Here is a 22,811-nt window from a genome sequence, read left to right on the forward strand (position 1 = left end):
CGGCGCGGCGGCCTGTCGCGGCCGACCGTGAGGTGTACTAACAGGCCTTTCTGCGGCAGCTCTTGGCTTGGTCCAGACCAATCTCTATGCTCGTGGTGCCGCCCTCTCTTGTCCGCACCGCATCACCGCACGCTCGACAAGGAGCCCCCCACCATGTCAGTACGCCGCAAGGCCGCCGCCCTGGGCGCGGTCGGCGCCACCACCCTGGTCATCGCCGGGCTCACGCCCGGCTCGGCCAGCGCGCACGGAGCGCTCAGCACCCCGGTCAGCCGGATCTCCGCCTGCTACGCGGAAGGCCCGGAGAACCCGAAGTCGCAGGTGTGCAAGGACCTCGTCGCCGACAGCGGCACCCAGCCGCTGTACGACTGGAACGAGGTCAACATCGCCAACGCCAACGGGCAGAGCCGGACGATCATCCCCGACGGCCACCTCTGCTCCGCCGACCGCGACAAGTACCGCGCGCTGGACTGGGCCCGCACCGACTGGCCGGCCACCCCGGTCCAGGCCGGGCAGACCACCGTCAGCTTCAAGGTCACCGCACCGCACCGCGGGGTGATGACGCTCTACATCACCAAGCAGGGCTACGACCCGACGAAGCCGCTGAAGTGGTCCGACCTGGACACCACCCCGGTCGCCACTTACACCACCGCGGCCTCCTCGCCCGGCTACTACACCTTCCCCGCGACGCTGCCGTCCCGCACCGGACGGCAGCTGATCTACCAGGTGTGGCAGCGAAGCGACAGCCCCGAGGCCTTCTACGGCTGCGCGGATGTCGTCTTCGGACAGACCGTGCAGGCGGCGAAGGCGGCCACCGCCGACATCGCCAAGGCGCCGACCGACGCCCAGATCACCGCGGGCGAGGCGAAGTCGACCGTCGTCCACCACGGCCACGGCGGTGACGCCCCCGTCACCTCCACCACCGGCAACCTCGCGACCAGCAACGTGGCCGCGAGCAGCAGCACCCTGGAGACCGCGCTGTCCGGCAGCGCGATCCTGGCCAGCGGCGCGGTCGGCCTGCTGGTCTACAGCCGCCGCAGGGCCGGGGCGCGCAACCAGGGCTGACGGCCGGCCCCTGTAGGAACCCCACAGGGTCGGCCGGGGCAGCCTGTCGGGGCCGATTCCCCGGAACGGCGCCGGGACCGATAGTTTTCACGGAGATACTCACGACTGAGGAGTGATCCGTTGAGCCGCTCGGTTCTCGTCACCGGAGGAAACCGGGGCATCGGCCTCGCCATCGCCCGGGCTTTCGCCGACGCGGGCGACAAGGTCGCCATCACGTACCGCTCGGGCGAGCCGCCGGCCGACCTCGTGGCACTCGGCGTGCTCGCGGTGCGCTGCGACATCACCGACGCCGAGCAGGTCGAACAGGCCTACAAGGAGGTCGAGGCGGCGCACGGCACGGTCGAGGTCCTGGTGGCCAACGCCGGCATCACCCGCGACCAGTTGCTGATGCGCATGTCGGAGGAGGACTTCACCGCGGTCCTCGACACCAATCTCACCGGCACCTTCCGGGTGGTCAAGCGCGCCAACCGCGGCATGCTGCGGGCCAGGAAGGGCCGGGTCGTGCTGATCTCGTCGGTGGTCGGCCTGCTGGGCTCGGCGGGACAGGCCAACTACGCCGCCTCCAAGGCCGGCCTGGTCGGCTTCGCCCGCTCGCTGGCCCGCGAGCTGGGCTCGCGCAACATCACCTTCAACGTCGTGGCACCCGGCTTCGTCGACACCGACATGACCCGGACGCTCACCGACGAGCAGCGCGCGGGCATCGTGGCGCAGGTGCCGCTGGCCCGCTACGCGCAGCCCGAGGAGATCGCCGCCGCGGTGCGTTTCCTGGCGTCCGACGACGCCGCGTACATCACTGGAGCCGTCATCCCGGTTGACGGCGGATTGGGCATGGGTCACTGACCACCATGAGCGGAATCCTCGACGGCAAGCGCATCCTGATCACCGGTGTGCTGATGGAGTCCTCCATCGCCTTCCACACCGCCAAGCTGGCCCAGGAGCAGGGCGCCGAGATCATCCTGACCGCCTTCCCCCGGCCGACCCTGACCGAGCGGATCGCCCGCAAGCTGCCCCGCCCGACCAAGGTCGTCGAGCTGGACGTGACCAACGCCGAGCACCTGGCGGGCCTGGAGAGCGTCGTGCGTGACGAGCTGGGCGGCCTCGACGGCGTGGTCCACTCGATCGGCTTCGCCCCGCAGGACGCGCTCGGCGGCAACTTCCTCAACACCCCCTTCGAGTCGGTCGCCACCGCGATGCACGTGTCGGCGTACTCGCTCAAGTCGCTCACCATGGCCTGCCTGCCGCTGATGACGGAAGCCGGCGGCTCGGTCGTCGGCCTCACCTTCGACGCGCAGTACGCCTGGCCGCAGTACGACTGGATGGGCCCGGCCAAGGCCGCCCTCGAAGCGACCTCGCGCTACCTGGCCCGCGACCTGGGCAAGCAGAACATCCGCTGCAACCTGATCTCCGCGGGCCCGATCGGCTCGATGGCCGCCAAGTCCATCCCGGGCTTCTCGGACCTGGCGGACGTGTGGAACCACCGCTCGCCGCTGGAGTGGGACATGTCCGACCCCGACCCCGCCGGGCGCGGTGTCGTGGCGCTGCTGTCCGACTGGTTCCCCAAGACCACCGGCGAGATCGTGCACGTCGACGGCGGGGTGCACGCGATCGGCGCGTAGGTTCTCGCGCAGGACCTCCGGCATCCCCGCGGGATGCCCGAACGCGGCGGCGGGCTCAGCCCGCCGCCGCGTTCGTCATGGCGCGGAAGCGGCAGTGGAAGGCGTGGTCGCGGGCCTCGGCCGCCGCCCGCTCCCGGTCGCCGGCCCGGATCGCGGCGACCAGCCGCGCGTGGTCGAGGTGGTCCTCCGGCCGCAGCTCGGTGCCGACGTCGGCCCGCAGGAAGTCCCGCAGCACCTGGCCGAGGTCGGCGTACAGGGCGGTCAGCACCTCGTTGTGCGAGGCCGCCACCACCGCCAGGTGCAAGGTGGCGTCGGCCTCGACGAAGGCCTCGGCGTCCCCCGAGTCCCAGGCCAGCTCCCGCCGCTCCAGCAGCGCGTCGAGCTGCCGCAGGTCCGCCTCGTCGCGCCGCTCGGCGGCCAGCGCCGCCGCGGTGGTCTCCAGCGCCCCGCGCAGCTCGGCGATGTGCAGCTGGTCGGCGCCCGCGAACCGCCGCTGCATCACCCCGGCCAGCTCGCTGGTCGCCACCACGTAGGTGCCGGAACCCTGCCTGATGTCGAGCAGGCCGTTGTGCGCGAGCGCCCTGACCGCCTCCCTGACGGTGTTGCGGGCCACCCCGAGCCGTTCGACCAGCTCGGGCTCGGTGGGGATACGGCTGCCCACCGGCCAGCTGCCCGAGGTGATCTCGGCCCGCAGCCGGGCGATGACCTGGTCGGCGAGGGTGGCACTGCGGGGCACGGGTCCGAGATTCATCCCATCATTCTATGATGGGTCCATGCGCGATGACGACTCCTTGACCCTCGATCCGGCCACGACCCTGGAAAAGGCGCCGCCGTGCCCCCCGGAGACCCGCGCCGCCCCGCCCGCGCTGCCGCGCTGGGCCGGTGCGCTCGCCGTCGCGGGACTCGTCCTCGCCGCTGTCAACCTGCGCCCCGCCGTGACCAGCCTCGGCCCGCTGATGAAGGAGGTCCGCGACGGCCTCGGCATGAGCGGCGCCATGGCGGGCCTGCTCACCTCGGTGCCCGCCGCCTGCTTCGCGCTGTTCGGCTTCGCCGCGCCCCGGCTCGCCCGCCGCTATGGTCCCGGCGCGGTCGTCTGCGCCGGCATGACCCTGATCACCGCAGGCCTGCTGCTGCGGCCCTTCGCCGGCGGCACCCCCGCCTTCCTGGCCGCCAGCGCCCTCGCGCTGGCCGGCATCGCCGTCTCGAACGTGCTGATGCCGGTGATCGTCAAGCGCTACTTCCCCCACCGGGTGGGCACGGTCACCGGTGTCTACTCGATGGCCCTGTCGCTGGGCACCGCCGTGGCCGCCGCCGTGTCGGTGCCGCTGACCCACGCCATGGGCCACGGCTGGCGGCTCGGCCTGGGCGTGTGGGCGCTGCCCGCCGCGGTGGCCGCCCTGGTCTGGCTGCCGCTGGCAGGCGCCCGGGCCGCCGCGGCACCGGCCGCCGCTTCCGGCCCTGGCGTACGGACACCCGCGCCGGGCGCCGCGAACGGCGAGCACGGGCGGATCACCCGCAGCCGTACTGCCTGGACGGTGGCCGCCTTCTTCGGGCTCCAGGGCACCGCCGCCTACGTCACCATGGGCTGGATGCCGCAGATCTTCCGCGACGCCGGCATCTCCGCCGGCCAGGCCGGGCTGCTGCTCGCGGTGACCATGGTGATGGGCGTGCCGCTGTCCTTCGTGCTGCCGCAGCTGGCCGCGCGGATGCGCTCGCAGGGGCCGATCGTGGTGGTCCTCGCCTGCTTCCAGGTGGCCGGCTTCGCCGGGCTGTGGGCCGCGCCCGCCGCCGCGCCCTGGGCCTGGGCGCTGCTGCTGGGCGTCGCGAACTGCGCCTTCCCGCTGGTGCTGACGATGATCGGGATGCGCTCGCGCACCGGCGCGGGAGTCGTACGCCTGTCGGCCTTCGCGCAGAGCACCGGCTATCTGCTCTCGATCCCCGGGCCGATCCTGGTCGGCGCGCTCAACCAGTCGTCCGGCGGCTGGGGCCTGCCGATGGCGCTGATGATCGCGCTGGTCGTCCCGCAAGTGGTGTGCGGGGTGCTGGCCGGCCGCAACCGGTACATCGAGGACGAACTGTGACCCCGGTGCGGCCCGCCCGGCCGCCGGTGCCAGACTGGACCCATGCCCGTACTCGAACCGAATCCCCCGCAGCCCCAGCGCCGGCTACTGATGATGTTCGGCCTGATGATGGGGGTGCCCGCGATCGTCGCGGTGGTCGCCGTCATCGCCGCCCGCATGGGATGAACCACCCGGTACGCGTGCCCGTGAGCTGACCCGCCGTCAGCGGCTCGGGCGCCGACCCCTACCCCGGGGGTGGGGACAACCCCACCATCCCTCGGGGGTCAGGGTCAGGGTCAACTGGGTGGACGACCGGATGGGACGGGCCGCCGCGCGCCCGTAGCGTCGAAGTGCAGTCAGACAACGGCACTTCGACGGTTCACCCACGGAGGCGGTCACCGTGACCACGCAGTCCCCCCACCTCTACGCCCGGCAGGCCGGGACCAGGACCGGCACCGAGCGCCCCGCCGTACGCGGGGCGGGCGAGGTGCAGACCCGGCTGCCGTGGTGGGCGGTGGCGCTGCCCGCGCTCGCCTTCGCCGCGCTGCTCGCCCTGATCAGCGCCGGCAGCGCCGACGCCTCGACCGCGGTGCCCACCGGCGATGTGCTCTCCAGGATCGTCACCGCCCTGCCGGACTTCCTCCGCCACCTCATGTGACCGTCCCGGCGGACGCCCGCGGCGACCGCCCGGCAGTGCCGGTGATCACGTCCATCCCGCGCCTGACTGCGGGTTTTCTGGAAAGCTGAAAGGCATGACCGCCGATTCGCCCCGCACCGTCGTCCTTCTCCGGCACGCCAAGGCCGACTGGCCCGCCGTCCCCGACCACGAGCGGCCACTGGCCGACCGCGGCCGGCTGGACGCCCCGATGGCGGGCCGCCGCCTCGCCGACGACGGCATCGCCCCCGACCTGGTCCTGTGCTCCACCTCGGTCCGCACCCGGGAGACCTGGAAGCTCGCCGCGCACGAGCTGCCGCACCGCCCCCGCACGGTCTACGAGGAGCGGCTCTACGACGCGAGCCTCGGCAAGCTGCTCGCGCTGCTCAACGAGACCCCCGACGACATCGGCTCGCTGCTGCTGGTCGCGCACAACCCCGGGATGCACGCGCTCGCCGAGGCCCTCTCGGGCAGCGCGCAGGGCGACGCGCTCGCCCGGATGAAGACGGGCGGCTTCCCCACCGCGGCCTTCGCGGTGGTCACCTTCACCGGGTCGTGGAAGACCGTCGAGCACGGCGTCGGCCGGCTCACCGCGTTCTGGGCCCCGCACGAGGCGTAGCGCCGGGACCCGCAGCAGGCGCACGGCCGCTCGCGCCCGCCGGGACCGGAGTCAGGTCGTCTCGACGCCGTCCAGCTCGTCCGCCGCCTCGATCTCCTCGCGGGTGATCCCCAGCAGGTAGAGCACCGCGTCGAGGAAGGGGACGTTCACCGCCGCGTCGGCCGCCTCGCGGACCACCGGCTTGGCGTTGAAGGCGACCCCGAGGCCCGCCGCGTTGAGCATGTCCAGGTCGTTGGCGCCGTCGCCGATCGCCACGGTCTGGCTCAGCGGCACCCTGGCCTGCTCGGCGAAGCTGCGCAGCAGCCTGGCCTTGCCCGGCCGGTCCACGATCGGCCCGACCACCCGGCCGGTCAGCCGCCCGCCCGCCACCTCCAGGGTGTTCGCGGCGGCGAAGTCGAGGCCGAGGCGCTCCTTGAGGTCGTCGGTGACCTGCGTGAAGCCGCCGGAGACCACCCCGACCTGATAGCCGAGCCGCTTGAGGGTACGCACCAGGGTGCGTGCGCCGGGGGTCAGCCGCACCTGGGCGCGCACCTTGTCCACCACCGACACGTCCAGCCCGGCCAGCAGCGCCACCCGGGCGTGCAGCGACTGCTCGAAGTCCAGCTCGCCGCGCATCGCCGCGGCGGTGACCTCGGCGACCTGCGCCTCGCACCCGGCGTGCGCGGCGAACAGCTCGATCACCTCGTCCTGGATGACGGTGGAGTCGACGTCCATCACCACCAGCCGCTGCGCCCTGCGCTGCAAGCCCGACGGCACCACCGCGACGTCCACCCCGCGGGCCGCCGCCGCGACCGCGAGCGCCGAGCGCAGCGCCACCGGCTCGGCGCCGGACACGGCGAACTCCACCGCCGTGACGGGATACTTCGCCAGCCGGAAGATCCGGTCGATGTTGCCGCCGGCGCCGGTGATCACCGCCGTTATGGCCGCAGCCGACTCGGCGGTCAGCGGCCGGCCGAGCACCGTGACATGCGAACGCCCCTCGCCGCGCGGCCGGTTGTCACCGGTGCCGGAGATGATCTCGGCCTGCATCAGCAGGCTCTCGGCCCAGCTGTGCACGGTGGCCCGCAGGTCGCCCTCGGAGCCGGTGCCCGGCGCGGGCGCGGTCACCAGCGCGCACAGCACGATCCGGCCGCGGGTCACCACCTGCTCGATGTCCACCACGTCCACGCCGTAGGCGGCGAGCGTGTCGAAGAGCCCGGCGGTGATGCCGGGACGGTCCTTGCCGAAGATCTTGACCAGAAGGGTCGGCACGTCCGCTGCGGGAACGGCGGCGACAGGCGCGGTCTGCGAGGCGTCGTTCATGGTACCCACACGGTATCCGCCCGGCCCGGACCCCACACCATCCGTCCCGCGTGCCGGACACTCGCCGCAAAGAACACGGGGAGAACACGCGGAGAACGCGCGGACAGCAGCCGTCCGCCGTTTCGGCCTCCGCCACCTCCGTCATGTCCTCGTTGCGGGAACGTACCCGGGAGGGCGCTTTCTGTTACGAGACCGGGGCCTGCGATAGTTCCTCCCGATGTTCGCAATCTCTAGACTCCCCTCATGGGGGACAACACGGGGGACAAACAGTGGGGCTTGGGGTGCCTGAACTCGTACTCGAATTGAACGGCCGAACCTGGACGCTCGACGCCTCCCGGTCCTACAGCCTCGGGCGCGACCCGCAGGCCGATCTCGTCTGCGACGACGCCCGGGTTTCGTGGCGGCACGCCACCATCCGCCGTGGCGAACGCAGTTGGGTGATAGAGGACCAGGGAAGCACCAACGGCACCTTTGTGCACGGACAGCGGATCCAGCAGACCGACGTGGGCCCCGGCTCCACGGTCAATCTCGGCAATGCCACCGACGGCCCGCGGCTCAGCTTCACCGGCGGCGGCACGCCGGTCGCGGCGGCCGGCGGCGACGCCTACAGCGCGCAGACCGCGCACGCGCAGCAGCCGCAGCAGCTCTACCAGTCGGCACCGCAGCAGGCCGCGCCCCCGCCGCCGGTGCAGCAGCCGGTCCCGCACATCCCGCCGCCGCAGCACATCCCGCCGCAGGTCCAACAGGCGCCGCCGCAGCACTACCCGCGGTATCAGCAGGCCGCGCCGCCCGCCCAGCAGGCGGCCCCGCACCCGCAGGCCGTACCGCCGCAGGCCGGCGGCTGGCCGCAGCAGCCGCCGGCGCCGCAGGGCGTACCGCAGCAGCCCGCCGCGAACGGCGCCGCGGCAGCCGGAGGCGGCGACCGCAGCCCGACGACCTTCCACCAGCTCGCGCTGGGCCGGGTCATGCGGATCGGCCGCGCGCTGGAGAACGAACTGGTCGTCTCCGACCTCCAGGTCTCCCGCTACCACGCCGAATTCCGCGCGCACCCCGACGGCCGCTACGAGATCGTCGACCTCGGCAGCCACAACGGCACGTACGTCAACGGCCAGCCGGTCCAGCGGCACCTGCTCGGCCCGAACGACATCGTCGGTGTCGGCCACTCCACCTACCGGCTGGTCGGCGACCGGCTCGAAGAGTTCGTGGACACCGGCGCCGTCTCCTTCTCGGCCCGCCGCCTGTCGGTGACCGTGCCGCACGGCAAGACCACCAAGACGATCCTCAAGGACGTCTCCTTCGGGGTGCCGGAGAAGTCGCTGATCGGGGTGATCGGCCCGTCGGGGTCCGGCAAGTCGACGCTGCTGCGCGCCCTGACCGGCTACCGGCCCGCCGACCAGGGCGAGGTGCTGTACGACAACCGGAACCTGTACAAGCAGTTCGCCGAACTGCGCCAGCGCATCGGCCTGGTGCCGCAGGACGACATCCTGCACAAGGAACTCCAGGTCAAGACCGCACTGCGGTACGCGGCCAAGCTCCGCTTCCCCGGTGACACCGCGTCCGCGGAGCGCGAGGCCCGGATCGACGAGGTGCTGCGCGAGCTCAAGCTCGACATCCACGCGGACAAGCGGATCACCTCGCTGTCCGGCGGCCAGCGCAAGCGCGTCTCGGTGGCGCTCGAACTGCTCACCAAGCCGTCGCTGATCTTCCTGGACGAGCCCACCTCGGGCCTGGACCCGGGCATGGACCGCGATGTGATGAAGCTGCTGCGCGGCCTGGCCGACGACGGCCGCACCGTCCTGGTGGTCACCCACTCGGTGGCGGAACTGGCGCTGTGCGACAAGCTGCTGGTGATGGCGCCGGGCGGCGCCGTCGCGTATTTCGGTCCGCCGGACGAGGCGCTGAATTTCTTCGGCTACGACAATTGGGCCGACGTCTTCTCGGCGTTCGAGACCTACCGCGACTACGACTGGATGGGCCGCTGGCGCGGCTCGCAGCATTACCAGACCTATGCCGCGGACCTCGACGCCGTGGCCCCGCAGGCCGCGCCCTACATACCCCACCAGGTGGCCAGACCGCCCAAACCGCAGGCGTGGGGACCGCAGTTGTGGACGCTGGTGCGCCGCTATCTGTCGGTGATCGCCTCCGACCGCGGCTTCATCGGCCTGATGCTGATCCTGCCGACCGTGCTCGGCATCGTCAGCCTGCTGATCCCGGCGCACGACGGCCTGGGCTACGGTCCCGCCAGGTCGCACAACCAGAACCGCGACGCGGGCACCATCTTGATGATCATCGCGGTCGGCGCGTGCTTCGCGGGCTCCGCGAACTCCGTCCGTGAGCTGATCAAGGAACGCGTCATCTACGAGCGCGAACGCGCGGTCGGCCTGTCGCGGTCGGCGTACCTGATGTCCAAGGTCATCGTGCTCGGGCTGATCACCGCCGTACAGGGCGCGATCATCAGCGGCATCGGCTTCGGGCCGCGCAAGAAGATGCCCGCCGAGGGCGTCCTGCTGCACAGCCACCCGGCGGTGGAGATGACCCTGGTCATCATGGCCTTCGGCTTCACCTCGATGATGGTCGGCCTGATCATCTCGGCCCTGGTGAAGACGGCGGAGAAGACCATGCCGCTGCTGGTGATGTTCGCCATCGTGCAGATCGTCTTCACCGGTGTGCTCTTCCAGCTCTACGGCAAGCCCGGTATGGAGCAGGTGGCCTGGCTGATGCCGGCCCGCTGGGCGGTGGCCGCGACCGGCGCCACCGCCGACCTCAACACGCTGCTGCCGTGGGACCAGACGCACCAGACCGTGGACACCCTCTGGAAGCACAACGCCGGCATCTGGGTGCTGGACGTCTTCATGCTGCTCGCCATGGCGGCGCTGTGCGGCGTCGCCGTCGCCCGGCTGCTGCGCCGGCACGAGCCCGAGGTCATGCGGAAGTAGCCGGAGGACGCGCCATGCGAAAAGGGCGGCAGGGACCTTTCGGTCCTGCCGCCCTTTCGTACGGGCCGGTCAGTACGCCGAGTTGACGTTGTCCATTCCGCCGTAGACGTGCCAGGCGTAGTTGCAGGCCGCGGCGATATTCGCGACCGGGTCGTAGATGTTCCACGAAGTACCCGACACGTGGTACGCGTTGAAGGTCGGGTCGATCGTCTGCAGCAGGCCCTTGGAGGGAATGCCGTTCTGGGCGTTGATGTCCCACAGGTTGATGGCGTTGGGGTTGCCCGAGGACTCGCGGATGATGTTGCGGTAAATGCCGTTGTAGGTCGGCACGGGGATGTCGTGCGCGGCCAGGACGGACCGCGCCTCGCGAATCCAGCCGTCGAGGTTGTCGGGGTAGACCACGGCCGCGGCCGGCGTGGCGGCGATGGCGACGGTCTTCTTCGGTGCGGCCGCCACCACGGTCTTCTTCGGCGCGGCCTTGACGGCGGTGCGCTGCGTCGAACGGTTCGCGGCCTCCTTGGCCCTGGCGCGCTCGGCGGCCTGGGCGGCGGCCTTCTTCTTCGCGGCGGCGGCGTTCGCGGCCCGCTGCTTGGCGACGGCTGCGGCGTGCGCCGCCTTCTTCTTGGCCGCGGTGTCGGCCGCCTTCTTCTTCGCCGCCGCGTCGGCGGCGGCCTTCTGCTGAGCGGCCGACTCGTCGGCGGCCTTCTTCTTCGCGGCCGCGTCGTCCTTGATGGCCTGCTGCGAGGCAAGGCTCGCCTGGGCGTCGAGGCTCTTCACCTGCTGGCCGGAATCGGCCGAGAAACCGGTCGGATCGCCCTTGGCCTCAGCCGACCCACCGGTCGCCTGGAGACCGGTGACGGCCAGGACAACAGCAGCCGCGGCGGCGGCACCGGCCGCCGTGATCTTGTGCTTCTTGGACAGTCGGCCGATCTTCGGGATCGTGGGGAGCTGCATGGAATGACCTCTTCCGGTTGCGGACGTGAGAATTCTTAGGGCCTCGCAAAACGGGGGTCAATGAACCGTGCTACGAATCGAATTCGTAGATGGGCGCCGAACGGGGAGCCACCTCCCCGTATTCCCGGGTACCTGGGTGCGCCTTGTATTCCACTAGGCGGCTTAGTATGTGACGCACGTCCTATAGGTCACCTCACATAGCGGCACCCCCCCGGTCGCTTGCGGTGACCGAGGGGGTGCTTTATGTGACGCTTATGGCAGCAGGAGATTCACGTCGCCGAATTCGTGCCACCGGTATCGGTGCCGCAGCGCCTCGGCGTAGACGCGCTCCAGCAGGGCGTCCCCCGACACCGCCCGCAGCATCAGCAGATGCGAGGCCTCCGGCTCGTGCAGCCCGGTGAGCAGACCGTCCACCGCACGCACCCCGCGCTCCGGGGTGATCACCAGCTCCGTCCAGCCCCGCGCCGGGTGTACCACCCCGCGCCGGTCCGCCGCCGACTCCAGCGCCCGTACCGCGGTCGTCCCCACCGCGACCACCCGGCCGCCGGCCGCCCGCGCCGCGTTGACCTGCCACGCCGTCGCCGCCGGCACCGTGTAGGGCTCGGCGTACGGCGGCTCGTACGCCTCGGCCGAGGCCACCCCGGTGTGCAGCACGATCGGGGCGATCTGCACCCCGCGGCTGACCAGCTCCGTCACCAGCGGCGCCGTGAAGGGCCGGCCCGCGCTCGGCATCTCGGCCGAACCCAGGCCGTCGGGCGCCGCTGTCGCGAAGACCGTCTGGTGGGCGGCGAGCGGCTGGTCCCGCTCGGTGTAGGCGTAGCGGATCGGCCGCCCGTGCCGGTGCAGATGCCGTACCGGGTCGGCCATCGACGGCGACGCCACCCACAGCCGGTCCGCGCGCGGGTCAAGCGGCTCGTCGAGCACCAGGTGCCCCCCGCCGGCCAGCCGCACCACCGCCCCCGCGGGGCCGCCGGCCCTGCGGACCGTGGAACCCCGGCCGTCGGGGTCGCGCACCTCCACCACCCAGCGCCCGTCGTCCCGCCGGGTCGAGAAGTGCGCCACCACCGGCTCGCCGCCCAGCTCCCCGTCCACCGCCGCCGGCAGCGTCCGGGAGGTGTTCACCACCAGCACGTCGCCGGCCCGCAGCAGTCCGGGCAGCTCCCGGAAGGAGTGGTGCGCCACCTCGCCCGCACCCTGCCGTCCGACCAGCAGCCGCACCCCGTCCCGCCGGGCCGGCGGCGCCGTCGCGAGCGACTCCGGCGGCACCCGCATGCCGCGCAGGATGTCCGGTGTGCGCTGCCTGTCCGCCATGACTCCTATTCCCCTTATATGGGGGTCTGCGCCTCGGCTCACCGCGGTCACCTTCCGTCCCGCAGTGACGACGCCGTGTAACGGCCACTGGCCGCCCCCTCGTCCCCCTCGTCCAGCAGTCGCAGCAGGGCCGGCGCCACCTCCTCGGGCAGCGCCCGCCCGGCGAAGTCCGGGTCGCCCGGCACCGCCGCCGCGTACAGCGCCGTCCGCAGATCACCCGGATCCACCCACCACACCCGCAGCCCCGGTTCCTCCACCGCGAGCACCGCGGACAGCTGGTCGAGCGCGGCCTTGCTCGCCCCGTAACCGCCCCAGTCCTGATACGCCTCCACCGCCGCGTCCGAGCTGACGTTCAGCACCGCCCCGCCGGCGGCCCGCAGCGCGGGCAGCGCCTCCTGCACCAGCGCCAGCGGCGCCGCCACATTGACCTCGAACGCCGCCCGCAGCCCCGCCAGCGGCAGCGCGGCCAGCGGCACCAGCGGCTCGGCGCCCAGCGCGCTGGCGTTGTTCACCAGCAGATCCACCCCGCCCAGCGCCCGCGCCGCCGCCACCAGCGCCACGCGGTGCGCCGGGTCCGTGACATCGCCCGGCACCGCCCGTACCGCCGCCGCGGCCCCGCCGCCCGCGGACTCCGCCGCCGTACGCTCCAGGCCGGCCGCCGCCGTCCGCAGCGCCGCCGCGTCCCGCCCGTCCAGCACCAGCTGCCAGCCGCGCCGCGCCAGCTCGGCGGCGAGCGCCCGGCCCAGTCCCCGCGACGCCCCTGTGATGATCGCTACCGGCATGATCCCGCCCTCGCTGTATCGGCCGCCATGAACGCGAAGTGCGCCATGGCGCGGTCCGGCCCGCTGCCCGACCGCCGTGCGGCCCACCGTAGGAACGCACCGCCGCCGGCCGCGTCGGCCGCCCGCCGTACACCGCGCGGTCACAAGGGCGTAGGTCCCAGTGCCCACCGGCGCTCGGCCCTGCGGCGCATACGGACCGTCACCCCCGCCGGTACGGTGGAGGCATGTCCAGCAGGCCGCCCAGGGGCGGAATCGAAGCGGTCAGCGCCGCGGTCCTGGCGATGAACCGCCGGCTGGAGGTGCGCGAGGTGCTCCAGACCATCGTGACCTCCGCCCGCGAGCTGCTGGCCGCCGAATTCGCCGCGCTCGGCGTGCCCGACGACCACGGCGGCTTCGCGCAGTTCGTGGTGGACGGCATCAGCGACGAGCAGTGGAGGACCATCGGCCCGCTGCCCCGGCAGCACGGCATCCTCGCCGCGATGCTGCACGAGGCCACCCCGCAGCGCCTCGCCGACGTCCGCGACTTCGCGAGCTTCGCCGGCTGGCCGCGCACCCACCCGGTGATGAAGGACTTCATCGGGATGCCGGTCATGGACGGCGAGGACATCCTCGGCGCCCTCTTCCTGGCCAACAAGCTCTGCCCCACCCGGCCGGAAGCCGGCTGCGGCTTCACCCAGGAGGACGAGGACCTGCTGCGGATCCTCGCCGACCACGCCGCCATCGCCCTGACCAACGCCCGGCTCTACGAGCGCAGCCGCGAGCTGACGCTGGCGGGGGAGCGGGCCAGGATCGCCCACGAGCTGCACGACGCGGTGTCGCAGAAGCTGTTCTCGCTGCGGCTCACCGCCCAGGCCGCGGCGGCGCTGATCGACACCGACCCGGACCGCGCCAAGGGCCAGCTGCGGGAGGTCGCCGGCCTCGCCGCCGAGGCCGCCGACGAGCTGCGGGCCGTCGTGGTGGAGCTGCGGCCCGCCGCCCTCGACGACGACGGGCTGGTCGCCACGCTGCGCACCCAGGCCGAAGTCCTCAACCGGGTGCACTCCGCCGGCGTCACCTTCCGGGCCTGCGAGGTCCGCGCGCTGCCCGCCTCCCAGGAGGAAGCGGTGCTGCGGGTCGCCCAGGAGGCCATGCACAACGCGCTGCGGCACGCGCACGCCGGCACGGTCGCCGTCACCCTCGAAGGCCGCGGCAAGGGCGCCGTACTGCGGGTCCGCGACGACGGCCGGGGCTTCGACCCCGGCTCCGTCCGCCGCGCGGGCCGGCACCTCGGCCTGGTCTCCATGCGGGACCGGGCCGGCGGGGTCGGCGGCCTGCTCACCGTGCAATCGGCGCCCGGCAGGGGCACCGTGATCGAGCTGGAGGTGCCGGGTGGCTGACAAAGTGATCCGTGTCCTGCTGGTGGACGACCACCAGGTCGTACGCCGTGGCCTGCGTACGTTCCTGGAGGTGCAGGGCGACATCGAGGTGGTCGGCGAGGCCGCCGACGGCCAGGAGGGCGCCGCCCGCGCCGAGGAGCTGCGGCCCGACGTCATCCTCATGGACGTCAAGATGCCCGGCACCGACGGCATCGAGGCGCTGCGGCTGCTGCGCGACGCGCAGAACACCGCCCGGGTGCTGGTCGTCACCAGCTTCACCGAGCAGCGCACCGTCGTGCCCGCGCTGCGGGCCGGCGCCGCGGGCTACGTCTACAAGGACATCGACCCGGTCGCGCTCGCCGACGCCATCCGCTCGGTGCACGCCGGGCACGTACTGCTCCAGCCCGAGGTGGCCGGCGCGCTGCTCTCCCAGGACCAGGCCGGCGGCTCGGGCCAGGGCCGCGGCAACGCGCTGACCGAACGCGAACGCGAAGTGCTCACCCTGATCGCCGACGGCCGCTCCAACCGGGAGATCGCCCGCGCCCTGGTGCTGTCGGAGAAGACGGTGAAGACCCACGTCTCGAACGTCCTGATGAAGCTGGACGTCGCCGACCGCACCCAGGCCGCGCTGTGGGCGGTACGCAACGGCGTCGGCGGCTGACACCCGTAGGCGACGGCTCCGGGGGCCGACACCCGTACGCGACGGCTCCGGCGGCTGACACCCGTAGGCCGGATCCTCGCGCGCGCCCCGCCCGCCGGACCCCTCCCGGCGCGGGGCACGCCCCTGCCGAGGCGCTACGACCTGCGCCGCTCGGCCTCCTCCACGTACGCGTTGTACGCCGCCACCTGCGCCCGGCGCGCGGTCCGCTCCACCGGCCGCAGCAGGTCGGCGCGGGCCGCGATCTGCGAGGCGCTGACCGCAGCGCCGTGGCCGTCGCCCGCGATCTCCACCAGCGCCGCGACCCGCTGCGCCAGCTCCAGCACCCGCACCGCCCGCGGCGGATACCCCGGCGCCAGCACCTCCCGGCCCTTGGCCGCCCGCGCCCGGTACGCCTCCAGCGCCGCGTGCGCGGCCGGACCGCCCGAGCCCGCCACGTCCAGCGCGGCGAGCGCCGCCGTCGCGTCCCGCAGCGCCTCGGCCAGCTCCCGCTCCGCCTCGCCCAGCGAGGGCACATCGGCCGGCGGCGCGTCCCGTACCGGCAGGCAGCGCCACTCCACCTCCACGTGCACATCGCCCGCCGGCCCCGCCTCCCGGACCTCCGGCACCAGGCCGAGCGGCGCCGCGCCGACGGTGAGCACCGCCTCGCCCGCCTCCAGCGCCAGGTCGTTGAAGTCCGGCGGGCCGCTCAGGCCCAGCGGGTGCCCGGCGACCGGCAGCGCCAGCCGCAGCCCGGTCACCCCCAGCGCACGCAGCCGGCCGAGCCCCAGCGTCAGCCCGACGGGGCCGTGCTCGCCCGGCAGCTCTGTGATCCGGTGCACGGCGTCCTGGGCCACGATCCGCTGCGCGACGTCATCGGGAGCGGCAAGTCCGGCAAGCAGGGCATTTCCCCACGCGGTCAGCCGCCCTGAGCGAGGTTCATCAAGCATGCCCCCAGCCTATGGACTGGACCCGTCGTGCGGTGGCGTAAGTTTTCCCCAGGGGATCCTTCCGGGGACGTGCCCCCAGGCACCCCCGGACAGACGAGACTGCAATGGGAGACAACGCGCTCATGAGCGATGTGCTGGAGCTGGTGGACGTATCCGTGGTCCGCGACGGGCGGGCTCTGGTCGACCACGTCTCGTGGTCGGTCGCCGAGGGCCAGCGCTGGGTCATCCTCGGCCCCAACGGCGCTGGCAAGACCACCCTGCTCAATGTCGCGTCCAGCTACCTCTTCCCCACCACGGGCACCGTCTCGATCCTCGGCGACAAGCTCGGCGGCGTCGACGTCTTCGACCTGCGCCCGCGGATCGGCATGGCCGGCGCCGCCATGGCCGAGAAGATGCCGCGCCGGCAGACCGTGCTGGAGACGGTGCTCACCGCCGCGTACGGCATGACCGCCACCTGGCACGAGGGCTACGAGCAGGTCGACGAGGACCGCGCCCGCGCCTTCCTCGACCGGCTCGGCATGAACGACTTCCTGGACCGCAGGTTCGGCACCCTGTCCGAGGGCGAGCGCAAGCGCACCCTGATCGCCCGGGCCATGATGTCCGACCCCGAACTGCTGCTGCTCGACGAGCCCGCGGCCGGCCTCGACCTCGGCGGCCGGGAGGATCTGGTCCGCCGCCTCGGCCGGCTGGCCCGCGACCCGATCGCGCCCTCCATGATCATGGTGACCCACCACGTCGAGGAGATCGCCCCCGGCTTCACCCACGTCCTGATGATCCGCCAGGGCAAGCTCGTCGCGGCCGGGCCGATCGAGACCGACCTCACCTCGCGCAACCTGTCCGTGTGCTTCGGCCTCCCGCTGGTCGTCGAGCGCCGCGGCGACCGCTGGACGGCGGCCGGACTCCCGCTGTCCTGACCGCCCCGCGACCCCGGTCCGGCCGGCTCTTTCGGTCTTTGCGCCCCTGCGCCCTGCCGCAACTGCCGCGTGCACCCCTACGATTGAGCCTGTGGACGCATGGGTGTGGTGGCTGATAGCCGCAGTGGGGCTGGGCATCCCGCTGGTGATCACGGCAATGCCCGAGTTCGGGATGTTCGCGGTCGGCGCGGTGGCGGGCGCCGCCGCCGCGGGTCTCGGCGGCGGAATCGTCGCGCAGGTCGTCACCTTCGTGGTGGTGTCCGTCGCGCTGCTGGTCTTCGTACGGCCGCTCGCGTACCGCAACCGGCAGCACGCCGGGCAGCGCAGCGGCATCGACGCCCTCAAGGGCAAGCAGGCGGTCGTCCTGGAAACGGTCGACAGCGGCTCGGACGGCCGGATCAAGCTCGCCGGCGAGGTCTGGTCCGCACGCTCGCTGGAACAGGGCCGCACCTTCGACCCCGGCCAGCAGGTCGACGTCGTGGACATCGACGGAGCAACCGCCGTCGTGATGTGAGGGCGGAACAGCCCTTCCCGGGCCGGGAATTCGCCGAACCCGGCCCACGGCGGGCAGCTGCTCTGCCAAGATCGATCATGTCGTAATACGCCGAATTTCCGCAGGGCAACCCAGCGCGGGGAGTGGACATGCAGCCCATCATCATCGTCCTGATCATCCTGGTGGTGCTCGTCTTCATCGCGCTGATCAAGACGGTCCAGGTCATTCCGCAGGCCAGCGCCGCCATCGTCGAGCGGTTCGGGCGCTACACCCGCACCCTCAGCGCGGGCCTGAACATCGTGGTGCCGTTCATCGACACCATCCGCAACCGCATCGACCTGCGCGAACAGGTGGTGCCCTTCCCGCCGCAGCCGGTGATCACCCAGGACAACCTGGTGGTCAACATCGACACCGTCATCTACTACCAGGTGACCGACGCGCGGGCGGCGACCTACGAGGTCGCCAGCTACATCCAGGCCATCGAGCAGCTGACCGTCACCACCCTGCGCAACATCATCGGCGGCATGGACCTGGAGCGCACCCTGACCTCCCGTGAGGAGATCAACGCGGCCCTGCGCGGCGTCCTCGACGAGGCCACGGGCAAGTGGGGCATCCGCGTCAACCGCGTCGAGCTCAAGGCGATCGAACCGCCCACCTCCATCCAGGACTCGATGGAGAAGCAGATGCGCGCCGACCGTGACAAGCGCGCCGCGATCCTCACCGCCGAGGGCATCAGGCAGTCCCAGATCCTCACCGCAGAGGGCGAGAAGCAGTCCTCGATCCTGCGCGCGGAAGGTGACGCCAAGGCCACGGCCCTGCGCGCCGAGGGCGAGGCGCAGGCGATCCGCACCGTCTTCGAGTCCATCCACGCCGGCGACCCGGACCAGAAGCTGCTCGCCTACCAGTACCTCCAGATGCTGCCGAAGATCGCCGAGGGCGACTCCAACAAGCTCTGGATCATCCCCAGCGAGCTCAACGACGCCCTCAAGGGCCTCGGCGGCATGGTCAACCTGCCCGGCGTCGGCAACGGCAACGGCGGTGGGGGCAACGGCGGCGGCGCCACCACCCCCGCGCCCCGCCGCGAGCCCGCGCCCCGCCGTGAGGCAGCCCCCTTCGACAAGGACTGAGCGGCCCGCGGCGGCAGCACGCGCTATGACATGATCACAGCGAACCCCTCGACCCGACAGCCGAGGGGGATGTGCACAGATCGAGGCTGTGCACGGATCATGGAGAGCGCAGATGTCCCTACCAGAAGCACTGGCCGTCCTCCTCGCGGGAATCGGGGCCGGCACCATCAACACCATCGTCGGCTCCGGCACCCTGCTGACCTTTCCTGTGCTGCTCGCCGTCGGCCTTTCACCGGTGACCGCCAACGTCTCCAACGCGCTCGGCCTGGTCCCGGGATCGATCACCGGCGCCGTCGGCTACCGGCGTGAACTCGCCGGCCAGCGCGACCGGTTGATCCGGCTCGGCATCGTCGGCCTGCTCGGCGGCGCCACCGGAGCCGTCCTCCTGGTCACCCTGCCGTCGAAGGCCTTCCACGCCATCGTGCCGGTGCTGATCGCCGCCGCCCTCGTCCTGGTCATCCTGCAACCCCGCCTCGGCCGCGCCGTCCAGGCCCGCCGCGAACGCCTCGGCACCGCCGCCCCCGCGCACGGCGGACCGCTGCTCGTCGCCGGAATGTTCCTGGCCAGCGTCTACGGCGGTTACTTCGGCGCCGCCCAAGGAGTGCTCTACCTCTCCTTGATGGGCCTGCTGCTCGACGAGACGCTCCAGCGCATCAACGGCCTGAAGAACGTGCTCGCCGCCATCGTCAACGGTGTCGCCGCGATCTTCTTCATCGTCGTCGCCCATATGGACTGGGCCGCCGTCGGCCTCATCGCGGTCGGCGCGACCATCGGCGGACTCATCGGCGCCCGCGTCGGCCGGCGGCTGCCGCCCGTCGCCCTGCGCGCCCTGATCGTCGTCGTCGGCGTCGCCGCCATCGTGCAGCTCATCCTCAAATGAGCCGCCCGGCCGGACCCCGTCACCCGACAGGGCCCGGCCGCGGCACCCGCACCGGCGTCGTCCGCCGCCCCGCGTCCCGCCTCAGGCCGGCCGCGGCAGCCACTCCGGCAGCCCGGCCCGCTCCCGTACGCCCAGCGCCAGCAGCAGCGCGTCCGCCGGCGTCGGCTCGAACGGCAGCGCCAGCAGCCGCATCCCCGCCTGCTCCGGTGTGCGGTCCGCCTTGCGCTGGTTGTCCTCCGCGCACGCCGCCACCGTGTTCAGCCAGGTGTCGCCGCCGCCGCGCGACCGCGGCTGCACGTGGTCCACGGTGGTGGCCCGCCGCCCGCAGTACGCACACCGGTGCCGGTCACGTACCAGCACCCCCCGCCGCGACCACGGAGCCCGTTGTCGGAACGGCACCCGTACGTAGCGGCGCAGCCTGATCACCTGCGGCAGCGGTACGTCCACCTCGGCGGCGCGGATGCGCAGCCCCGGATGCGCCTGCTCCACGACGGCCTTGTCCTGCATCACCAGAACCACGGCGCGCCGCAGCGACACCGTCGACAGCGGCTCGAAGCTCGCATTCAGCACCAGCGTCTCACGCATCCCGCCCACCTCCCGGGGCCTGCTCCGCCCCCCTGGCGAAGTGGCTCCACTGTGCCCGCGCGTTCACGTGCGGACAACGCAATTTCCCCCCGGCGGACAGCGGACGGCCGGGGGGTGAGGACGAGGGAAAGAGCAGCGGAAAAGCTTGCGCCCCGGACACCGGACGTGATGACCGTCCCGGTATCCGGAGCGCGCCGGCCGGCGTGGACACCCGATCCCCAGACCGGGATCCGGCAGGCCGCGGGGGGCGCGTGGTACCGCCCAGCGCAACGCCCCGCGGCCCCCGCTCGTGCGGTGCCGGCCGGCCCGGCGTCCACCGCGGCCGCCCGGGCGCATGACCGGGGGCGTACGGCAAGCCGGGCAGGCACCACTGTGCGGCGGGCCGCGCCGGGGCGCAACGCATTAACCGCCGGCCGCGGCCGGCCGGACGTCAGCCGCCGGCCGGCACCTCGTACTCGGCGACCAGCTGCGCCCGGCCCAGCGTGTGGAACCGCAGGTTGAAGCCCACCACGGCGGGCGACGCGTCCGCGTCGGGGCCCAGCTTCTCCTGGTCCACCGCGTAGACGGTGAAGACATAGCGGTGCGGGCCGTCCCCCGGCGGCGGCGCCGCACCGCCGAAGTCCCGGGTCCCGTAGTCGTTGCGCGCGTGCACCGCACCGGCCGGCAGCCCGGGGAAGTCCCCCGACCCCGCGCCCGGCGGCAGCTCGGTCACCGACGCCGGGATGTCGAACAGCACCCAGTGCCAGAAACCGCTGCCGGTCGGCGCGTCCGGGTCGTAGCACGTCACCGCGAAGCTCCGCGTGCCCGCGGGGAAGCCCTCCCACCGCAGCTGCGGCGACGCGTTGCCCGCCGCGTACACCTGGTCGTCCTTGAGCACCGCCCCCGCCGTCACATCGTCGCTCACCACGGTGAACGCCGGCACCGGCGGATGGAAGTCATGGGGGAGCGGTCGCCGCGCTTGCTCGGACACCTCGACACCTCTCGATCGCGGTCGTGAAGCCTGCGGTCCGAGCCTAGGACCCTAGAACCAGTTCCGCTTACCGCCCACCTCGGCCAGCCACTGGTGGAGGTAGTCCGCCCAGTCGGTCTGCTGGTAGGACTGCATGCCCATCACGAACGAGCGGTACGTGTCGCCGCCGCTGAACAGCCCCGGCTTCTTGTCCATCTCCATCACCACGTCCATCTCGTGGCCGTCCGCGACGAAGGTCAGCTCCACTTCCTTGAGCCCCGGGTACTGCGCAGGGGACCGGAACTCGATCTCCTGGTAGAACGGCATCCGCTGCCGGGTCGAGCGCAGCGTCCCCTTCTCCAGGTCGGCGCCGTGGAAGCGGAAGCCGAGCCGCCCGAACGCGTCGAGCAGCGCCTCCTGAGCCGGCAGCGGATGGACGTTCACCGGGTCCAGATCACCCTTGTCCACCGCCCGGGCGATCTGCAACTCGGTCGTCACCCCGACGTCCATCCCGGTCAGATGCCGCCCCATGAACATCGTCACCGGCGTCTCCCACGGCACCTCAAGCCCGAACGGCACCGTGTGGACCGCCCCCGCCTGGAGGACGAACTCCCCGCCGATCTGCTGCGTGTGGAACTCGATGTCGCGGTGGTACTCGGTGTCATTGCCCTGGGCGTCCTTGCCCTCGACCTCCACCTTGGCCTGCAGCCCCACCGACAGCCCCTGGATGCGCTGCTCGACCGAGCCGCCCTGGATCCGCACCTCCCCCTGGACGACACCGCCCGGCGTGACGTCGGTCTGGAACAGCTCGGTCTCCACCGACGCCCCACCCGCACCCAGACTCGCCATCAGCTTCTTGAAGCCCATTACGGACACCCTCCATTGCCGTTTCCTGCCCAGTCCTCGGCGAACCGCGCGAAGTCTACGAACGCAGAGCGCGCCCGGCTGGTTCCACTACGCTCGTGCCCCGTGACCACCGCACCCGAGCGGACTCCGCTGGCCCGCGCGTTCTTCGACCGACCGGTCCTGGAGATCGCCCCCGACCTGCTCGGCCGGCTCCTGGTCCGCCGTACGGACGACGGCCCGATCGAACTGCGGCTCACCGAGGTCGAAGCCTATGACGGCCCCAACGACCCCGGCTCGCACGCCTACCGGGGCCGCACCGGCCGCAACGCCGTGATGTTCGGGCCGCCGGGGCACACCTACGTCTACTTCACCTACGGCATGTGGCACTGCCTGAACATGGTGTGCGGCCCGGAAGGCACCCCCAGCGGAGTCCTGCTCAGGGCCGGCCTGGTCACCGCGGGCGCCGACCTCGCCCGCGCCCACCGCCCCACCTCGCGCAAGGACACCGACCTCGCCCAGGGACCGGCCAGGCTCGCCACCGCCCTGTCCGTCGACCGGAGCCTCGACGGCGCCGACGCCTGCGCCGCCGGCGGACCGTTCCGCATCCTCACCGGCACCCCGCCCGACCCCGCCGCGATCCGCACCGGACCGCGTACCGGAGTGGGCGGCGAGGGCGCCGGACACCCCTGGCGCTACTGGATCGACGGCGACCCCACCGTCAGCCCCTACCGGGCGCACGCCCCGCGCAAGCGCGGAATTTCCGCAGCACGGCCGGGAG

The 22,811-nt window shown here is 72.5% G+C and carries 24 protein-coding genes (1 of these 24 only partly in view); 15 read left to right on the plus strand and 9 right to left on the minus strand.

The annotated features are described in order from the left end of the window. The first annotated feature begins 153 nt into the window (after positions 1–153). The 3 genes from OHA86_RS29665 to fabI all read left to right on the plus strand — a co-directional run bounded on the left by OHA86_RS29665 (position 154) and on the right by fabI (position 2,678). Complete coding sequence (locus OHA86_RS29665; RefSeq protein ID WP_329180151.1) at positions 154–1,062, plus strand: lytic polysaccharide monooxygenase auxiliary activity family 9 protein; 909 nt, start codon at positions 154–156, stop codon at positions 1,060–1,062. A gap of 120 nt (positions 1,063–1,182) precedes the next feature. Beyond that, positions 1,183–1,902, plus strand: a complete 720-nt coding sequence (gene fabG / locus OHA86_RS29670) for a 3-oxoacyl-[acyl-carrier-protein] reductase (RefSeq protein ID WP_329180153.1) — start codon at positions 1,183–1,185, stop codon at positions 1,900–1,902. Positions 1,903–1,907: 5 nt separating this feature from the next. Then, positions 1,908–2,678 (plus strand): enoyl-ACP reductase FabI, encoded by a 771-nt coding sequence (gene fabI, locus OHA86_RS29675; protein WP_329180154.1) that lies wholly within the window; start codon positions 1,908–1,910, stop codon positions 2,676–2,678. A gap of 55 nt (positions 2,679–2,733) precedes the next feature. Here fabI and OHA86_RS29680 read toward each other — a convergent pair whose 3' ends face one another. Beyond that, positions 2,734–3,429, minus strand: a complete 696-nt coding sequence (locus OHA86_RS29680; protein WP_329180155.1) for a FadR/GntR family transcriptional regulator — start codon at positions 3,427–3,429, stop codon at positions 2,734–2,736. Positions 3,430–3,451: 22 nt separating this feature from the next. On the opposite strand from OHA86_RS29680, the gene OHA86_RS29685 reads away from it, so the two are divergent. From OHA86_RS29685 to OHA86_RS29700, 4 genes are all read left to right on the plus strand, one after another. Then, positions 3,452–4,759, plus strand: a complete 1,308-nt coding sequence (locus OHA86_RS29685) for a CynX/NimT family MFS transporter (RefSeq protein ID WP_329180156.1) — start codon at positions 3,452–3,454, stop codon at positions 4,757–4,759. 42 nt (positions 4,760–4,801) lie between these two features. Then, complete coding sequence (locus OHA86_RS29690) at positions 4,802–4,924, plus strand: SGM_5486 family transporter-associated protein (protein WP_329180158.1); 123 nt, start codon at positions 4,802–4,804, stop codon at positions 4,922–4,924. A 214-nt stretch (positions 4,925–5,138) separates the two neighbouring features. After that, positions 5,139–5,396, plus strand: a complete 258-nt coding sequence (locus tag OHA86_RS29695) for a hypothetical protein (protein ID WP_329180160.1) — start codon at positions 5,139–5,141, stop codon at positions 5,394–5,396. Between the two features lie 94 nt (positions 5,397–5,490). Further along, positions 5,491–6,012: a SixA phosphatase family protein gene (locus OHA86_RS29700; RefSeq protein WP_329180162.1), complete on the plus strand. Its 522-nt coding sequence runs from the start codon at positions 5,491–5,493 to the stop codon at positions 6,010–6,012. 51 nt (positions 6,013–6,063) lie between these two features. Here the strand turns inward: OHA86_RS29700 and serB are convergent, their stop codons facing one another. Further along, the gene (gene serB / locus OHA86_RS29705; RefSeq protein WP_329180164.1) at positions 6,064–7,314 is read right to left on the minus strand and encodes a phosphoserine phosphatase SerB; all 1,251 of its coding nucleotides are present in this window, start codon (positions 7,312–7,314) and stop codon (positions 6,064–6,066) included. Between the two features lie 281 nt (positions 7,315–7,595). Here serB and OHA86_RS29710 point away from each other — a divergent pair, with 281 nt between their 5' ends. Beyond that, positions 7,596–10,250: an FHA domain-containing protein gene (locus tag OHA86_RS29710; RefSeq protein WP_329180166.1), complete on the plus strand. Its 2,655-nt coding sequence runs from the start codon at positions 7,596–7,598 to the stop codon at positions 10,248–10,250. A 69-nt stretch (positions 10,251–10,319) separates the two neighbouring features. Here OHA86_RS29710 and OHA86_RS29715 read toward each other — a convergent pair whose 3' ends face one another. The 3 genes from OHA86_RS29715 to OHA86_RS29725 all read right to left on the minus strand — a co-directional run bounded on the left by OHA86_RS29715 (position 10,320) and on the right by OHA86_RS29725 (position 13,297). After that, positions 10,320–11,204: a transglycosylase SLT domain-containing protein gene (locus tag OHA86_RS29715; RefSeq protein WP_329180167.1), complete on the minus strand. Its 885-nt coding sequence runs from the start codon at positions 11,202–11,204 to the stop codon at positions 10,320–10,322. A gap of 252 nt (positions 11,205–11,456) precedes the next feature. Then, a complete protein-coding gene (locus tag OHA86_RS29720) occupies positions 11,457–12,515 on the minus strand; it encodes an S-adenosylmethionine:tRNA ribosyltransferase-isomerase (RefSeq protein WP_443071913.1) in 1,059 nt (352 codons plus the stop codon). A gap of 47 nt (positions 12,516–12,562) precedes the next feature. Next, positions 12,563–13,297 (minus strand): SDR family NAD(P)-dependent oxidoreductase, encoded by a 735-nt coding sequence (locus tag OHA86_RS29725; RefSeq protein ID WP_329180169.1) that lies wholly within the window; start codon positions 13,295–13,297, stop codon positions 12,563–12,565. A gap of 224 nt (positions 13,298–13,521) precedes the next feature. Here OHA86_RS29725 and OHA86_RS29730 point away from each other — a divergent pair, with 224 nt between their 5' ends. Both OHA86_RS29730 and OHA86_RS29735 read left to right on the plus strand, forming a co-directional pair. Then, positions 13,522–14,673, plus strand: a complete 1,152-nt coding sequence (locus OHA86_RS29730; RefSeq protein ID WP_329180171.1) for a GAF domain-containing sensor histidine kinase — start codon at positions 13,522–13,524, stop codon at positions 14,671–14,673. Next, positions 14,666–15,313, plus strand: coding sequence for a response regulator transcription factor (locus OHA86_RS29735; RefSeq protein WP_329180173.1), 648 nt, complete (start codon positions 14,666–14,668; stop codon positions 15,311–15,313). Before OHA86_RS29730 ends, OHA86_RS29735 begins: the two co-directional genes overlap by 8 nt. Positions 15,314–15,447: 134 nt before the next feature. On the opposite strand, the gene OHA86_RS29740 is transcribed toward OHA86_RS29735, so the two are convergent. Continuing rightward, positions 15,448–16,239: a hypothetical protein gene (locus OHA86_RS29740; protein ID WP_329180176.1), complete on the minus strand. Its 792-nt coding sequence runs from the start codon at positions 16,237–16,239 to the stop codon at positions 15,448–15,450. A gap of 122 nt (positions 16,240–16,361) precedes the next feature. Here OHA86_RS29740 and OHA86_RS29745 point away from each other — a divergent pair, with 122 nt between their 5' ends. From OHA86_RS29745 to OHA86_RS29760, 4 genes are all read left to right on the plus strand, one after another. Further along, a complete protein-coding gene (locus tag OHA86_RS29745) occupies positions 16,362–17,153 on the plus strand; it encodes an ABC transporter ATP-binding protein (protein WP_329182606.1) in 792 nt (263 codons plus the stop codon). 91 nt (positions 17,154–17,244) lie between these two features. After that, the gene (locus OHA86_RS29750) at positions 17,245–17,667 is read left to right on the plus strand and encodes an NfeD family protein (RefSeq protein WP_329180177.1); all 423 of its coding nucleotides are present in this window, start codon (positions 17,245–17,247) and stop codon (positions 17,665–17,667) included. Between the two features lie 128 nt (positions 17,668–17,795). Further along, positions 17,796–18,773: an SPFH domain-containing protein gene (locus OHA86_RS29755; RefSeq protein ID WP_329180178.1), complete on the plus strand. Its 978-nt coding sequence runs from the start codon at positions 17,796–17,798 to the stop codon at positions 18,771–18,773. Between the two features lie 112 nt (positions 18,774–18,885). Beyond that, positions 18,886–19,653, plus strand: coding sequence for a sulfite exporter TauE/SafE family protein (locus tag OHA86_RS29760; protein WP_329180180.1), 768 nt, complete (start codon positions 18,886–18,888; stop codon positions 19,651–19,653). Between the two features lie 81 nt (positions 19,654–19,734). Here the strand turns inward: OHA86_RS29760 and OHA86_RS29765 are convergent, their stop codons facing one another. The 3 genes from OHA86_RS29765 to OHA86_RS29775 all read right to left on the minus strand — a co-directional run bounded on the left by OHA86_RS29765 (position 19,735) and on the right by OHA86_RS29775 (position 22,054). After that, the gene (locus tag OHA86_RS29765; protein WP_329180181.1) at positions 19,735–20,238 is read right to left on the minus strand and encodes an HNH endonuclease; all 504 of its coding nucleotides are present in this window, start codon (positions 20,236–20,238) and stop codon (positions 19,735–19,737) included. Between the two features lie 430 nt (positions 20,239–20,668). Then, entirely contained in the window at positions 20,669–21,208 is a 540-nt protein-coding gene (locus OHA86_RS29770; protein ID WP_329180182.1) for a YbhB/YbcL family Raf kinase inhibitor-like protein, read from the minus strand. 51 nt (positions 21,209–21,259) lie between these two features. Continuing rightward, the gene (locus tag OHA86_RS29775) at positions 21,260–22,054 is read right to left on the minus strand and encodes a sporulation protein (RefSeq protein ID WP_329180183.1); all 795 of its coding nucleotides are present in this window, start codon (positions 22,052–22,054) and stop codon (positions 21,260–21,262) included. A gap of 102 nt (positions 22,055–22,156) precedes the next feature. Between OHA86_RS29775 and OHA86_RS29780 the strand changes: the two genes are divergently transcribed. Then, positions 22,157–22,811, plus strand: partial view of a DNA-3-methyladenine glycosylase gene (locus OHA86_RS29780; protein ID WP_329180184.1) — the 5' portion only. 14 nt of this gene lie beyond the right edge of the window; 655 of the gene's 669 nt are visible here — the first part of the coding sequence; it begins with the start codon at positions 22,157–22,159; the stop codon falls past the right edge of the window.

The sequence above is a fragment of the Streptomyces sp. NBC_01477 genome (assembly GCF_036227245.1).
GTDB lineage: Bacteria > Actinomycetota > Actinomycetes > Streptomycetales > Streptomycetaceae > Actinacidiphila.